General features: G+C 35.2%; 13 protein-coding genes. 5 read left to right on the top strand and 8 right to left on the bottom strand.

Annotated features, from left to right (window positions below; all coding sequences use genetic code 11):
- Nucleotides 1–13 precede the first annotated feature (13 nt).
- The 4 genes from Q3V31_RS09750 to Q3V31_RS09735 all read right to left on the bottom strand — a co-directional run bounded on the left by Q3V31_RS09750 (nt 14) and on the right by Q3V31_RS09735 (nt 3,167).
- Nucleotides 14–619, bottom strand: coding sequence for an FMN-binding negative transcriptional regulator (locus Q3V31_RS09750; protein WP_090813956.1), 606 nt, complete (start codon nt 617–619; stop codon nt 14–16).
- A 232-nt stretch (nt 620–851) separates the two neighbouring features.
- Complete coding sequence (locus tag Q3V31_RS09745) at nt 852–1,199, bottom strand: DUF4260 domain-containing protein (RefSeq protein ID WP_090813955.1); 348 nt, start codon at nt 1,197–1,199, stop codon at nt 852–854.
- Between the two features lie 6 nt (nt 1,200–1,205).
- The gene (locus Q3V31_RS09740) at nt 1,206–2,597 is read right to left on the bottom strand and encodes an FAD-binding oxidoreductase (RefSeq protein ID WP_090813954.1); all 1,392 of its coding nucleotides are present in this window, start codon (nt 2,595–2,597) and stop codon (nt 1,206–1,208) included.
- A 171-nt stretch (nt 2,598–2,768) separates the two neighbouring features.
- Nucleotides 2,769–3,167, bottom strand: a complete 399-nt coding sequence (locus Q3V31_RS09735) for a DUF2871 family protein (protein WP_000737900.1) — start codon at nt 3,165–3,167, stop codon at nt 2,769–2,771.
- 255 nt (nt 3,168–3,422) lie between these two features.
- On the opposite strand from Q3V31_RS09735, the gene Q3V31_RS09730 reads away from it, so the two are divergent.
- Entirely contained in the window at nt 3,423–3,926 is a 504-nt protein-coding gene (locus Q3V31_RS09730) for a GNAT family N-acetyltransferase (protein ID WP_000636218.1), read from the top strand.
- A gap of 32 nt (nt 3,927–3,958) precedes the next feature.
- Here the strand turns inward: Q3V31_RS09730 and colA are convergent, their stop codons facing one another.
- Entirely contained in the window at nt 3,959–6,874 is a 2,916-nt protein-coding gene (gene colA / locus Q3V31_RS09725; protein WP_329764953.1) for a collagenase ColA, read from the bottom strand.
- A gap of 204 nt (nt 6,875–7,078) precedes the next feature.
- On the bottom strand, nt 7,079–7,756 hold the full coding sequence (locus Q3V31_RS09720; RefSeq protein ID WP_090813952.1) for an MgtC/SapB family protein: 678 nt from the start codon (nt 7,754–7,756) through the stop codon (nt 7,079–7,081).
- 303 nt (nt 7,757–8,059) lie between these two features.
- Here Q3V31_RS09720 and Q3V31_RS09715 point away from each other — a divergent pair, with 303 nt between their 5' ends.
- Both Q3V31_RS09715 and Q3V31_RS09710 read left to right on the top strand, forming a co-directional pair.
- The gene (locus Q3V31_RS09715) at nt 8,060–8,578 is read left to right on the top strand and encodes a GNAT family N-acetyltransferase (RefSeq protein ID WP_016130049.1); all 519 of its coding nucleotides are present in this window, start codon (nt 8,060–8,062) and stop codon (nt 8,576–8,578) included.
- Complete coding sequence (locus Q3V31_RS09710; protein ID WP_329764952.1) at nt 8,575–9,492, top strand: GNAT family acetyltransferase; 918 nt, start codon at nt 8,575–8,577, stop codon at nt 9,490–9,492. Before Q3V31_RS09715 ends, Q3V31_RS09710 begins: the two co-directional genes overlap by 4 nt.
- A 21-nt stretch (nt 9,493–9,513) precedes the next feature.
- On the opposite strand, the gene Q3V31_RS09705 is transcribed toward Q3V31_RS09710, so the two are convergent.
- Together Q3V31_RS09705 and Q3V31_RS09700 are read right to left on the bottom strand one after the other, a co-directional pair.
- Nucleotides 9,514–10,422 (bottom strand): VOC family protein, encoded by a 909-nt coding sequence (locus Q3V31_RS09705; protein WP_016130051.1) that lies wholly within the window; start codon nt 10,420–10,422, stop codon nt 9,514–9,516.
- A gap of 218 nt (nt 10,423–10,640) precedes the next feature.
- Complete coding sequence (locus Q3V31_RS09700) at nt 10,641–11,552, bottom strand: VanW family protein (protein WP_000488981.1); 912 nt, start codon at nt 11,550–11,552, stop codon at nt 10,641–10,643.
- Nucleotides 11,553–12,016: 464 nt separating this feature from the next.
- On the opposite strand from Q3V31_RS09700, the gene Q3V31_RS09695 reads away from it, so the two are divergent.
- On the top strand, nt 12,017–12,343 hold the full coding sequence (locus Q3V31_RS09695; RefSeq protein ID WP_000283697.1) for a hypothetical protein: 327 nt from the start codon (nt 12,017–12,019) through the stop codon (nt 12,341–12,343).
- A 117-nt stretch (nt 12,344–12,460) separates the two neighbouring features.
- Nucleotides 12,461–13,552: a DUF3900 domain-containing protein gene (locus tag Q3V31_RS09690; protein WP_000345021.1), complete on the top strand. Its 1,092-nt coding sequence runs from the start codon at nt 12,461–12,463 to the stop codon at nt 13,550–13,552.
- Nucleotides 13,553–13,657: the final 105 nt, after the last annotated feature.

The following is a 13,657-nucleotide window of genomic DNA, read 5'->3' as shown; positions in this document are numbered from 1 at the left end:
ACTTCATATGAAATCACTCTATTTCTTTCATCAAATCAGCAATCCCCCTACTCCCCTCACTACCAACTTTCTCAAGTTCCTCCACAACTAATTTCCGTCTTTGCCCAGAATGATTTTGACTTAACTTCGCTTTTCCTTCTATATTATTTATCTTTATTTTGAACCCAACTATTCCCCTACTTAATCCTTCCATATAATTCGGATTTACATCATTCAGTGAGTACGTGCTCTTTGGATTTTCATATTTATGTACTAAATCTTGAAGAGAATCTATTAGTTCCTGTTCATCTTTAACAATTTCTAACTCTCCATATACATGGACCGCAACATAGTTCCATGTTGGTACTGCTTTATTTGTTTCATACCATGACGGCGAGATGTAACTATGTGGCCCTTGGAATATAGCGAGTACTTGTTGATTCCCACTATCTTTCCACTGTTCATTCGGACGTGCGAAATGGCCATGTAAAGTTAGAGTCTCCCTATTTAATAACAACGGTAAATGCGTTGCATATGGTTCCCCGTTATGTTGAGAAAATAATGTCGCAAAGCTATTTTGTTCAATTATTTCGTACTTCATCTCTTCATCTTGTATTGCGAAATATTTTGGTATGTACATAAGCTCCCTCTTTTCTTATCTTCTTATTATATTTATGAACTTTATTATTGGGCAGGGACAGATGATAATTGTTTTATAAGGTCAGTGCATATAGTAAAATCTTTTTTTCAAAAATAATAGGTGGCATTATATGATTTCGGCCACCTTAGTCTTTTTTTTTATTTATACAAACTCTCTTATTCAACGATCCTTCATAGCTTTTTCTAATACATATTCAGAGGTTTTACCTAAGCTATAACCTCTGAATATGCGTATCCTTAAAATCAGTTTCATACTTCAATCCATACCCTAGCATTCGATCCATTCCAATATGTGCTGTCCATATTAAACCAACCAGTAAAATTGTATCCACCTTAAAATAGACGCCTATTAAAACAAGTAATATTGATATGATATATGTGTGAAATAGATTATAAATTTGTGCTCCAACACGTTTGTTAATAGCGTACGCCACCATTGCTAAATCAGGTGCAAAAAGTAATACGATAAATAATAACCAACTAAATCCACATACTGCATATATATAAATCGTAGCTACTAAGACGACCAAGCCTTCAAGGTGTATAATTCGTTTCTCCAAACTTCATCATTCCTTATCTGTGAGCTTGAAAATTTTATTCGGATTTAAAATATTTTTCGGATCAAGAACTTTCTTAATTTTCTCCATTACCAATAATGCCGCACCATGTTCTTCTTCTTGATACTTCTGCTTCCCTATTCCAACGCCATGCTCTCCTGTGCACGTTCCACCACGTTTAAGAGCATACAGTACGATACTTTCGTTTATTTCGTCCCCTTTTCTCACTTCATCTTTATCATTTGGATCAATCATTAATAGCACATGGAAATTCCCGTCTCCTACATGGCCAAGAATACCACCAACAAGACCTACTTTATCTAATGTCTCTTTCGCATGTTGGATTGCACCCGCTAATTCTGAAATTGGTACACATACGTCTGTACTCATAAGCTTTTTACCAGGATAGCTATGAACGTAAGAGTACGCTAGATTATGCCGTGCATCCCATAATTTATTTCTCGCCGCAGTTTCCGTTTCAAAAGCAACTTCTTTACATTTATGATCAAAAACAATTTCCTTTGTAAACTCGATATCTTGCGTTAATCCCGCTTCATTTCCGTGAAACTCTAAAAACAGTGTTGGTTCTTCTCTGTAATTTGTTTCGTTATAATGATTTACTTGTTTCATAGATAGTTCATCAACGAGCTCAATTCTCGCAATTGGAATACCAGCTTGCAGTATATTAATAACAGCTTCTACCGCATCATTTATAGTTGGAAACGATGCTCTCGCAGCCATAACATGTTCTGGTATGCCGTATACTTTTAATGTTAGCTCTGTAAAGCATCCAAGCGTACCCTCTGACCCTACGAAAATACCATTTAAATGATAACCTGATGATGACTTCGCCGCTAAATTTCCAGTATGTATCACTTGTCCATCAGCAAGTACCACCTCTAAATCACGAACTTGATCACGCATAACTCCATATCTCACCGCTGTCGTTCCGCTTGCATTCGTAGCAGCCATTCCACCTAACGTTGCATCTGCACCTGGATCTACACTAAAAAACAGACCGTACTTTTTCAATTCTTTATTGAGCTGAGAGCGTGTCACTCCCGGTTGTACCTTCACTAGAAAATCTTTCTCTCTTATTTCAAGTATTTTGTTCATTAATGAAAAATCAACTGTAATCCCCTTTTCATAAGGAATTATATGACCTTCTAAACTAGAACCTACCCCAAAAGGAACGACAGGTTTTTCATGCTCACTCGCTACTTTCATTATCCTACTGACCTCTTCGGTCGTCTTCGGAAAAACAACTACATCAGGTAAACTACTAGTATGATAAGATTCATCTTTACTATGTAACTCTCTTACTGTCTTATTCACAACTACTCGATCTTCGGGAAGTACACCCCTTAATTCATTTACTAAACGCTCTACCGTTATTTCCATCGTACACTCTCCTACTTTCTACAAATTAGAATTACAAAATATGTTAACTATTTTATACATAATAATCCGAAAAATTAAATAATTCAAGTTTTACATATATAAAATTCGCTTCCTACTGTCAAATAAACAAAAAGAACTTGCACTAATTAGTGCAAGTTCTTTTCAATAAAACTATATTTTAAATGACTTCTTTATTAACAACATAAACCAAATTAAAGTAACTGCCATCAACGAATGAGAAAACCCTACAATATAAGTTAACCCTTTAAAGTCCGCTCCATTTAGCTGAAGGAGCCCTCTCGCTGCTAGCGAACCTAACATTAAAGTTAATGCAATATTATGTAAAACAAACCACTTATTAAAACTTTTCGCTTCATGAAACGCGAATACTTTTGCTAATCCTAATGCAATTAAAAAGAAGAAAAAGCCAAGTACAAGTGTATGTGTATGCAAAAGATTTAACAAAGTAGATCCTACAATCCCCTTATACTTTCCATACTCCCTAGCGAAAATTCCTGATAGTAAACCAATAATTAAATACGTAAACGATGCATTATATAATTTCTTCATTATGTACCTCCTTAAGTAGAATGTGTAGTGCGTCATATTTAGTAATAATGATAGTTACATAGTAAAAACTCCTAGTTTCCTAGGAGTCATTGTATAAGCATCTCACTCTTTACAGTCAATCCTAATTATAAAATATCCTTTTATACAAAACAATCGAACTTTATGTGAACAAGCAGGGCTCTATTAAAATATGTTGCGCTTTTGTGTTACACAATCCATACTAATTATTATAACTTATAAAGGTGGTGCAATAGATTGATAGTTCTTGAAACTGAACGACTCACTCTTCGTTGGTTCGATATACAAGATGCTCCGTTCATTCTTGAGTTAGTAAATGATCCTGCATGGATTCAGTTTATTGGTGATAAAAGGGTTAAAAACTTAGAAGATGCAAAAAATTACATCTTAAACGGACCTTTCGATATGTATAATAAAATGGGCTTTGGTCTTTACTTAGTTGAACGAAAAGAAGATCTCACTCCACTTGGCATGTGCGGCCTTATTAAAAGAGATTCATTAGAAGATGTTGATATCGGCTTTGCCTTTTTAGAAAAATTCCGTTCGAAAGGGTACGGCTATGAATCAGCTGCTGCGGTAATCGAATACGGTGTACATAAGCTAGGTATGAAACGAATTGTAGCAATTACTTCTATAGATAATGCTGCTTCAGGCAATCTGTTAGAAAAAGTAGGATTGCGATTCGAAAAAATAATTTCAGACTCCGGAGAAGATCTAAAATTATTCGGGTATAACGCATAACAAAAAGGTCGCCATTCATGGCGACCTTTTTGTTACTTCACTTCTACCGTATAATTCCCTGTTCCCCCACCATATTGATATACATGTAAATAATACTTACCTGGATGCGCATTGTAGCTGCCCACTAATTTATTTCCTTGCGTCTGAGCATACGTAACATAATTATTTAAATCTGCTGCTGAATAAAGAACCCAGTTTACCCCAATATTATTTTCCTTCGTTACGTTAATTTGGAGATTCCTAGCTGTTTCCACATTTATTTCAAAGTAATCACTTGTATCACCGTTTCCTAAACTTGCACGTAACAATTGGTTTAACTGCAGTTTATTCGCTGTTTGGAATGAATTATTCGGCTCTTTTTCTACACTGTTATCTTCTTTCTTTTGAACAGTTACACTTGCTGTAGCAGTATTAGTTAATCCTTTATCGTCTGTTACTGTTAATTTCGCCGTATACGTTCCTTCTTTTGTATATACGTGATTTGGATTTTGCTCATTACTTACCGCACCATCACCGAACTCCCATTTATAAGAAGCAATTTTCCCATCTTCATCTTTTGATCCATCGCTTTTAAACGAGATTGCTTCATTTACATTTCCGTTATACGGACCATTTATAACCGCTATTGGCGCTTTATTCACAGCACCTTCTTCTGTATTAATACCGTGGAACACAACATCATATTCAAATTGCCCTGATGCATTCACACGGTAATTCACGAAGTAAGCTGTTACTGTTTTATAGCCTGTCCATTCTTTCACACTTAAACGTTTTAACGTATCATTAACGTTTTGCGTAATTGTTTTCCAGTCTTCATTTTCTCCTTTTGCAGAAGTTCCTGTATATGTTCCTTGTAGTGTAAATGTATTAAAGAACTGTGATTTATTTTTCTTTACTGATACATTACTTAATTTTGCTTCCGCTGTAATTTCTGCCGCAATATCCGAAACTGGTTTCGGTGCATGAGTTGCTAAATAATCATCTGATACTAATGGAACGTTATATTTCTCACGATTATCTATTAACATTTGCATATAGTCTTGATACTCTTTATTTAAATTCGCATCTTGACTTAATGCAGAGCGGTATGCATCATATGCTGTCACATCATTTTTCCTAATAAGATCATGAATTTTGTCAAACATATCGTATCTCTTATTGTACATATACGATTGTAACGCAAAGGAATAATTGTAGAAATCCCACGTTCCATACTTTGCATTTAACGTTCGCTCTGCCGTATAACGTTCTGCTGGATTTGAAGATAGTCCTCCTATAATACTCTTTCGCGGTACAACATTATCTGTTCTCGTTGCCCCTGCAAAAAACTCAGCATTCCCTTCTTCAAACCAAGATAATCTCTCATTCTCATACAGCTTACCTTGTCCCCAAAGTCCTGGCACTTCATATCTACCTTGTAAGTAATGCGTGAACTCATGGCGGAACAATTCTTCTAAACTATAAATACTTTCTTCTGGCGTACGTTCATAAGTAAAGAACGTACCTGTTCCTTCTATATAAAGACCACCGTTATTCGTTTCATATCCATATAATTGACGATTAAATTGATATTCAGCAGGGCTATTATAAATAACCATCGTTAATACGTCATCGGGATTTCCTTTTTCTAACGGTTGGTCACTTTCAACCGTACGATGGAATTGTGCCTTCACTTCTTTTGCTGCCCAATATAAACGTTTAACTTTCTCCTCAGTCACTTTATCTCCGGCTTTTAAAACAATTGCACCATCATCAAACGTATACGTTTTCGGCAAATACTTTTTCTTCCCATCTTCTCGTATTTGATCTAAATTAACAACGTTACCGTTTGCATCTTTTCCGCCATAATTCGTCGTAATTTGCTCAGCTGCTACGAAATATTGCTCACCTAAATAAGGATAGATTTTCATCGCATCTGTTGCAACTTGTAATCCTTTTGTCCCCGTACTATGGAATAGACCGAGTCTACCTGTATAATAAATGCCATTATTAATAAGCCATCCGTTTTTTTCTGTAATCGTTCCCATTAACGCAAATCTACTTAACTCATTAATATAACTATCTATTCTCTGATACCATACTGTATCTTTCGGTGCTTTTCTCGTATCGTACAAATACGATTGAATATCGTAATCAACACCTTGCATAATATCGTAAATCGCATTTCCAGCTGAAAGATTATCTACCAATGTAGAAAAATTATCATTATATTGCTTAAAAATCTTTGCAGCCGATGTTATCGTTTCCACATCACTCGAAGCATTTCCTATTAATTTTCCGTATGATGATACAACTCTATTTTGTTCCAATGTACCGAGCTTGAAATTTGGATTGTTCGCAATCGGTTTTAACGCCGGCAAGCACTTGTCATGATAGCTCCGTTCATTAAGTTTGCTTAATTCTGCATTATAAAAACCTAAATAAAATCCAGAGCGCAATACCTCTACTAATGTCTCAATCCCTTTTGAATCATCCTTCGTATAAGCTTGTCCTTGCTGCTTCAATTTATCAATAATCGCCTGCATCCTACTATCATTTTGATAGAATGCAAGGCTGTCCTTATTAAACTGAAATAGCCCCGTAATTTGCTCCCAATCGATTGTTACAAGTAAATCTACTAATTGTTGATTGCTTAATTGATTTAATTCAGCAATTGTATAAGTTTTTGCTACAGCTAATTGTTTACTTTCCTTTTTTACTTCAGGCGGTCTTTGCGATAAATCAGCAAATTGTAGCCTTTTCTCAAAAGACTTGCTTTCTAATACTTTCGATGAATGAGCTAATTCTTCCACTGGCAGTTGTACACCAACCGGCTCCATTTTTAGTACATTTCGATATGAAACTTGCTCTCCCTTAGTATCTTCCGCCAATATGCTTCCTTGAAAACTCCCTAACATTAAACTAGCAAAACTTACCCCTACTAAAACTTTTTTTGAATAGCCTTTCATACTCTCCCCTACCTTACATTTTTTAGTGTCCTGCACCATTATTTTACTATTCTGACTATTTATTCTGTATTGAGAAAAAAAGAAGGGAACGTTCACACATGTATCCATTCAAAGTGAAATTAACACTTGACTTCACATGTGATTCATGTCAAAAAAGGATAGATAATAGCGAAATTCCTGCTACATCTATCCTCTATTTCAACACTATGATTTTAACTTTATAAACGTAACTCCCGGCAATGTTTGCATATGCTGAATAAATGCATTCTTTTCTTCTGACGATATATTTTTCAATTGTATTCCTACCTTATAAACTATTTCTGTATCTTGCTGTAAAGCTTCAACTTCATATGAAAGTATTGGAATACCTTTCACTTGTAGCGTCTCTACTATTTGTTGTACCGCTTCCTGTTTATTTATACACATTTGCACTGTTATATTTTGCGGAAATAAAAATTGCACCTTAAAAATACGACTTACAATCTCTAAACCAATCAAAACGAGAATCATCGCTCCAATCCCTACAACATACATACCTGCTCCAATTGCTAACCCTATTCCTGCTGTAGCCCATAAACCAGCCGCTGTCGTTAATCCTTTCACTGCCTGCTTTTGAATAATGATTGTACCTGCACCTAAAAATCCAACTCCACTAACAACTTGCGCTGCAATCCGGCTCGGATCAAGAGCCATATGTTCTTCAAACACAATATCCGAAAAAGCATATTTCGAAACGACCATTATTAAAGCACTCCCTACGGCTACTAGGAAATGTGTTTTTAATCCAGCTTCTTTTGAGCGAATTTCCCTTTCAATACCGATTATCGCCCCTAACAAACCAGCAACACCGATTCGTATAATTAAATCAATATGTAAGCTCACGGGCACTTCCCCCTTTTATTCATTATAGAGAGATAAAACAAAAATTATCACATGCATCTATCCATCGATATAAAAGCATTTTATTAAAATACATTTAATATCCCAGTGATTTTATGTTAATATTTTAAATATTAACATAAATTGAATTCAACCTACTTTTTATACGAAAAACCATAAACTGTACTTTCCATTTAAAAACGAGATATGGATTGCATAAAATGAGGTTGAGAAAGTTTAGAAAACGCTTTCATTTTGTAACGTAATTTTTTAAAAATACTACATAAATAAAGGAGATTACCAACAATGAACGTCTCTTTACTAACACCTACTACCGATTTACAAGAAGAATACTTAGATTTTTATACCGAATGGAAAGATAGCGGTGAAACGATGATTCCATGGGTTATTTCAAAAAACCCTTCTAATTTCACGGCAATGATTCAAGAATTACACGACGCACATAACGGAATAAATATTCCTGAAACTTGGGTACCAGATTCTACTTATTGGCTCGTGACAGATGAAAATAGAGTTGTAGGAGTTGTTAATATACGTCATAGTTTAACTGATCATCTATTTAACGCTGGTGGTCATATCGGTTATGGTATTCGTCCTTCTGAAAGAAGAAAAGGTTATGCTACGAAATTACTAGAGTTATCACTAGAAAAAACGAAAGAATTAAACATCGAGAAAGTACTTGTCGTTTGCGACGAAGTGAATACTGCTTCTGAAAAAACAATTTTACATAACGGTGGGCTTCGTGATGATGATTTCACTGAAAAAGATGGAAATGTTGTAAGAAGGTTTTGGATTGAGCTATGAAGAAGTCATCCAATGAAAATAATCTTATTATAGAGAAATATAGTAGAAGTAACGAGCTAAAAGTAAAACAACTTATTGATTTATATAATGAAGACTCTTATCTATTTAACTTATTACGAGATAGTAAAACAAAATGTGCGTATGTTGCCTGCTATAAAAAAGATGTAGTAGGCATCTTTCTCACCTGGAACAGTAGCTTCCATCCATACTGCACATACTTTCGAATATATACGAACCCTTTCTATTCAGAGCTACACATAGAACAATTTTTATTAAACGAGATTCTAAAACGAGAAAACTTCAACTTACCATTACAAACCTCTATATGGGAAACATCGGCTCATTTAAAAGCCTATTATGAAGAACATAATTTTACGGAAATCCGAAGAACATATATACCGATATTAGACGTACGAAAAATCATAGCTATCAATACAATGATTCATTCAAATTATGCTGTACAAACCTTATCAAACATCTTGTCCAATAATAGCTTCTTTGAAAAGCTAGCTCACTTAGTAAAAACGAATTATGAGGATACTCACTTAGCAAATCCGGTTGCCTCATTCCCGCTCGAAGCTTGGAAAGAACAGATCTTAGCTGATGACGCATTACTAGATGGGAGCTTTGTAATGATAGATGAAGAGAATGAAATTATTGGGTACTCTTTCCTCCATACATCAGAAAAGGCTAATACAGTAGAACTAGGATGGTGTGGAACTCACACTACAGAAAATTTATCCTTACTGAAACTTCTCGTTTTCAAACAAGCTATGTATGCAAGTAAACACGGTTATTCTTTCATTCAAGGTGAATTCGATTCAACGAGTATATATGCAATGGAAATATTAAAATCCTTTCCTTTCAATTCTTGTGCTACTTGGATTACGTATCAAATAGAAGCCGGAAAGTGATTATACACCTTCCGACTTCTTTTATGCTGTTTCTATTTCAAACTGCACTGTAATATCACTAGGATCTACTACTGTAAATCCGTTTGTACTTTCGTTTACTTTATGTTGTTTTTCTATTAATCTTTCTTTCACTTCATCTAACGCTTCTTTGTGCGGTAATACAATTGTATACACCTTCAGTCCAGTTGCATGTACTGGTGGATGCGGGTTATTTACCCCGTTCCACGTATTTGCACCAATATGGTGATGGTATCCACCTGCTGAAATAAATAAGCAATCATCTTCACGCTGCTGTACTTCAAAGCCTACTGTTTCTACATAAAACTCATGTGATTTCTCTACATCAGCTATTCGTAAATGTACGTGCCCAACGACAGTATCAGCAGGTAATCCATCAAACTCATAATCAACGAGCGTTGCTAGTTCTTTTAAATCAAGTGGCGTACTTCCTCCTGGCCCTTCTCCCCACTGATCACGCGGACGGTCTGCATATATTTCGATACCATTCCCCTCTAAATCTTGTAAATAAAACGCCTCACTATACGTATGATCACTGGCGCTATTAAACCTTGAAATTGGTAAAATTTCATTTGAATATGTATAACGTCCTTCTTGCTCAGCTGGACTATCAATTACGTTCTTATTGCGAAGCACACCAAATAATGCCGAAGCAAAAGCTTCACGAGTCGGAACTAAAAAGGCAACATGGTATATTCCCGTTGTACGTGGTTCTTGCAGTACCCCGTCCTCTAATTTTTCAAGAACAAGTAATGTATTATTACTACCTTTTCCAGCTAAATGTGCTTTATTCCCCTCTTGCTTTATAACTTCTAAGCCTACTACATTTTTATAAAAATCAACTTGACGCTCTAAATCTTTCACTTTAAATTCAACATGACCAATACGTGTTTTCGGATGAATTTGTACCATGGATAACTTCCTCTCCTAGTCCTTTATTTCAAAATAAATTAACATAGCCGTTACTATGAAGGATACAACTAAAAACAGACTATGTAAATAAGAAAAATCAGAATTAATAGTTTTTGTGGGCCGTTAATAAAAAAAGCCATCTCCTCTGAAACTCAGAAGAGATGGCTTCTATTATAGAAACTATAAATCTTTTACTTTATTATCTTTTAACTAAATATTTATTTCATCTTATGTACTTCAGCAACTAACTTTCCGCCTTGTATGCCCATATAAAGCTTAACAGGCGCATCATTTGTGTTTTCAAATACTAAATCTAAATATGGATACGCAATTGTAGCATCTCTTCCCTGAGGGACATAACCTACTGTTTTAGAATGTGTAGTTCTCTCTACCATTTTCAAACCAGCTTGATCTGCTGCATTGTATAGAGTTGATGATGTTTGACAAACGCCACCACCATAACCATCTACTAATTTACCATCTACAATTTCTTTACCTAATTGATATCCTTTATCCGGCGTTGTATCACCGATTAATGCATTGAAAGAGAAACTGTCTCCTTTTGCTAATACAACTCCATTTATGCTCGCTGCCGACAAACGAATATTCTCAATACGGCCACCTGCTGATCCACCTAAATTCGTTTCATATCTACCAATTACCGTGCCACTTCCTTGCGCATCACTTAATGTTGCGATAGGCTTTTTCTCAACAATAGGTAATTGATATGAAGAATCCCACATACCTACGTTTAATAATTTATCTACTAATTCTTTTTCCATTAATTCATAAGAAGGTTTTCCTTCTTGCCAACTTCCATCAGGAGCTATACGTGAAGGAACCATCTTTTTGTCAACGCTTTTCCCAACTTCACTTGCAACCTTCGTTACCGATTTTTTAAATTTCGCTTCATCTTCAAAATAACCTAAGCTCGATAAGTCTAATTTTTTCACTTCAGTACCAGTACGCGCATCAACCAAGCTAATTGAATCCTGTACATCAGCCTTAGCCTCTACAACGTTCCCACCAATATCACTCACTAATGCTACATCACTTACTTTTGCGCCACAACCACTTACTACAGCTACGCATAGTACCCCTACTAATATACCCTTTACTTTTCGGAACAATATACTCTCTCCTTTTCCCCAACATTATTTCTTAAGTTTTATTTCATTTTATGTATGTTTTGTTACAATCATTTTACAATATATTTAGAAAATGTTACAAGTTGTTTTTTACTCTATTTAAATTACTCTTTTCTTTTGTAAATGTCTATACATATTTATATAAATTTTTAAGTTTGATAAGATTGTAACTTTTATGTAACCTATCTCTATCCAGTATATACCATTTAACAGATGAAATACAATTGTAAAACTCTTTCATTTCACCTCTTTATTCACCTACATGCTTCATAAAACATAATGCTGATTTCTCATATATGATCATTATTAAACAACTGAAACCAACTTTTTATAGATCAAAAAAATCAATCCATTCAGCGCATCTAGGTATTTGCCGTGCCACTACTCCGCTTTTGCACATACATTATGATGAATTTAACCTATTTTAAAGAAATGGAGGATGTTTTATGTACCCCTACAATCCATACGATCCATATAACCAAAATGCTTATCAGCCTCAATATGATTTACAAGCACAATACCAACAATATATAGATCCAGCAGAACAAGTAGATCCATATGATCAAAATCGACAATTCCAACTTCCAATCTCTTTTCCTGGTACTGGAAACCGTCAACTAGAAAGACGAGTAAATGAGCTTGAGCAAAGAGTACGTCAACTAGAAAACACAGTTGAGCGACATACGCGTAGATTAAACCGCTTAAATCAGCGTTTACGTACAGTTGAAAACAGACTAAACATTCCATTTTCAGCATTAGAAGATGGATTTTAATTTCGAAAACTAAAAAATATATGAAGGAAGGGCTCCCCCCTTCCTTATATAAATTGACGAAAGTTTTTTCCATCTCTATACTGATAAGAGTTAATGAAATGAAACAAGGTGATAAAAATGGATTTTGAAATAAATTTTCTTTCCTTTTATGTAGTACAAGTAGAAGGAAAAGGTGAAGCAGTTGATAAACGCTATAAACATTTTCAAACATTAGACGCTGAAGAATATGAAGATAGCTCCTTAAAAGAATTTTTGAATGGTGAATTATTAAAAATTTCAAAGCGAAAAGTAGAACGTCACGCAAAAACGGAACAAGCCCCAACCAAGATTGGTCGCTTTATTGTAGAAGAAGGACATGAACTTGATTCAAACCCTCATTACAACCTTTTTAATCGTATTCGCTTTGCGGAAACAAAGGAAAACTTCAAAGATATGAGTGAGCCTCTCGTTTATACATATCTTGACACAAGTGCTGTACGCGGTGGTGTATTTTTAATTGCGCAAGCAAAACTACGTAAATACTTTGATGATCCATTCGTTTTCGTTATGAAATGTGACTTCGAGCCGAAAGTCGCTTCTATTTCCGATGAATCCACACTGATTCGTAACGTCGAAATGGCCATCACAACAAAAAACATGAAATCTATCCAATATCCGTACATGCCTGAAGAAGGCATCGTCGAAGTAGGCGAGCTAAAAATTCACCAAGCATCACACGCCCGTTACTTTGAAGACTTCTTAAAATTCGTCGAGTACGAGCGCTCTATGCCTGAAATTATGAAAACACAAGTAATGGACATGGTATACGACCAAATTGAAGATGTATTTGAAGAAGGTACGGAAGAACGCGAACAATTCGACCAAGCAATGGAAGTATGGGCTGCCAGTCCGAAACGTGAAATTATGGAACAATTTTCAACCGAAGAAGTAATGGAAGCTACCGCTCAAATCGTCGAGCATGCTCCTGAAGTGGAATTAAAGTTAAAAGCAGATCATATCTCTGTGAAGGCCCTGCTTGCTGATTTCGGAGACTTAATACATATCGCAAAGGTAAACGACCGCTATGTATTAATGATTGAGGCTGACACACTTACGTTTGAAAAAGGCTTCTCTCCCATTGAGTTTCTGAAGCCGGATGAGTTGCAAGACGTAATTGAGCGGATTGAGAATAAGCAGCAGTATTCTTATGATACGAACGGGATTGAATAAATGCTTCCATATAATTATTTTTACTGAGCGTTTTTAACAAGCGCTCTTTTATTTTGGACATAGTTAACATTTATATGAAAAACCGATTCTACTAAGAATCGGTTT

The sequence above is a fragment of the Bacillus nitratireducens genome (genome assembly GCF_036320425.1).
GTDB lineage: Bacteria > Bacillota > Bacilli > Bacillales > Bacillaceae_G > Bacillus_A > Bacillus_A nitratireducens.
Note: the sequence above shows the minus strand (reverse complement) of the source record. Positions and strands in the feature narration are given on the sequence as shown.

What these genes read in the sequence shown, in the direction of transcription:
- Q3V31_RS09750 (WP_090813956.1), bottom strand. Translation starts at nt 619, where the DNA reads ATGTACATACCAAAATATTTCGCAATACAAGATGAAGAGATGAAGTAC.
- Q3V31_RS09740 (WP_090813954.1), bottom strand. Translation starts at nt 2,597, where the DNA reads ATGGAAATAACGGTAGAGCGTTTAGTAAATGAATTAAGGGGTGTACTT.
- Q3V31_RS09735 (WP_000737900.1), bottom strand. Translation starts at nt 3,167, where the DNA reads ATGAAGAAATTATATAATGCATCGTTTACGTATTTAATTATTGGTTTA.
- colA (WP_329764953.1), bottom strand. Translation starts at nt 6,874, where the DNA reads ATGAAAGGCTATTCAAAAAAAGTTTTAGTAGGGGTAAGTTTTGCTAGT.
- Q3V31_RS09715 (WP_016130049.1), top strand. Translation starts at nt 8,060, where the DNA reads ATGAACGTCTCTTTACTAACACCTACTACCGATTTACAAGAAGAATAC.
- Q3V31_RS09710 (WP_329764952.1), top strand. Translation starts at nt 8,575, where the DNA reads ATGAAGAAGTCATCCAATGAAAATAATCTTATTATAGAGAAATATAGT.
- Q3V31_RS09705 (WP_016130051.1), bottom strand. Translation starts at nt 10,422, where the DNA reads ATGGTACAAATTCATCCGAAAACACGTATTGGTCATGTTGAATTTAAA.
- Q3V31_RS09695 (WP_000283697.1), top strand. Translation starts at nt 12,017, where the DNA reads ATGTACCCCTACAATCCATACGATCCATATAACCAAAATGCTTATCAG.
- Q3V31_RS09690 (WP_000345021.1), top strand. Translation starts at nt 12,461, where the DNA reads ATGGATTTTGAAATAAATTTTCTTTCCTTTTATGTAGTACAAGTAGAA.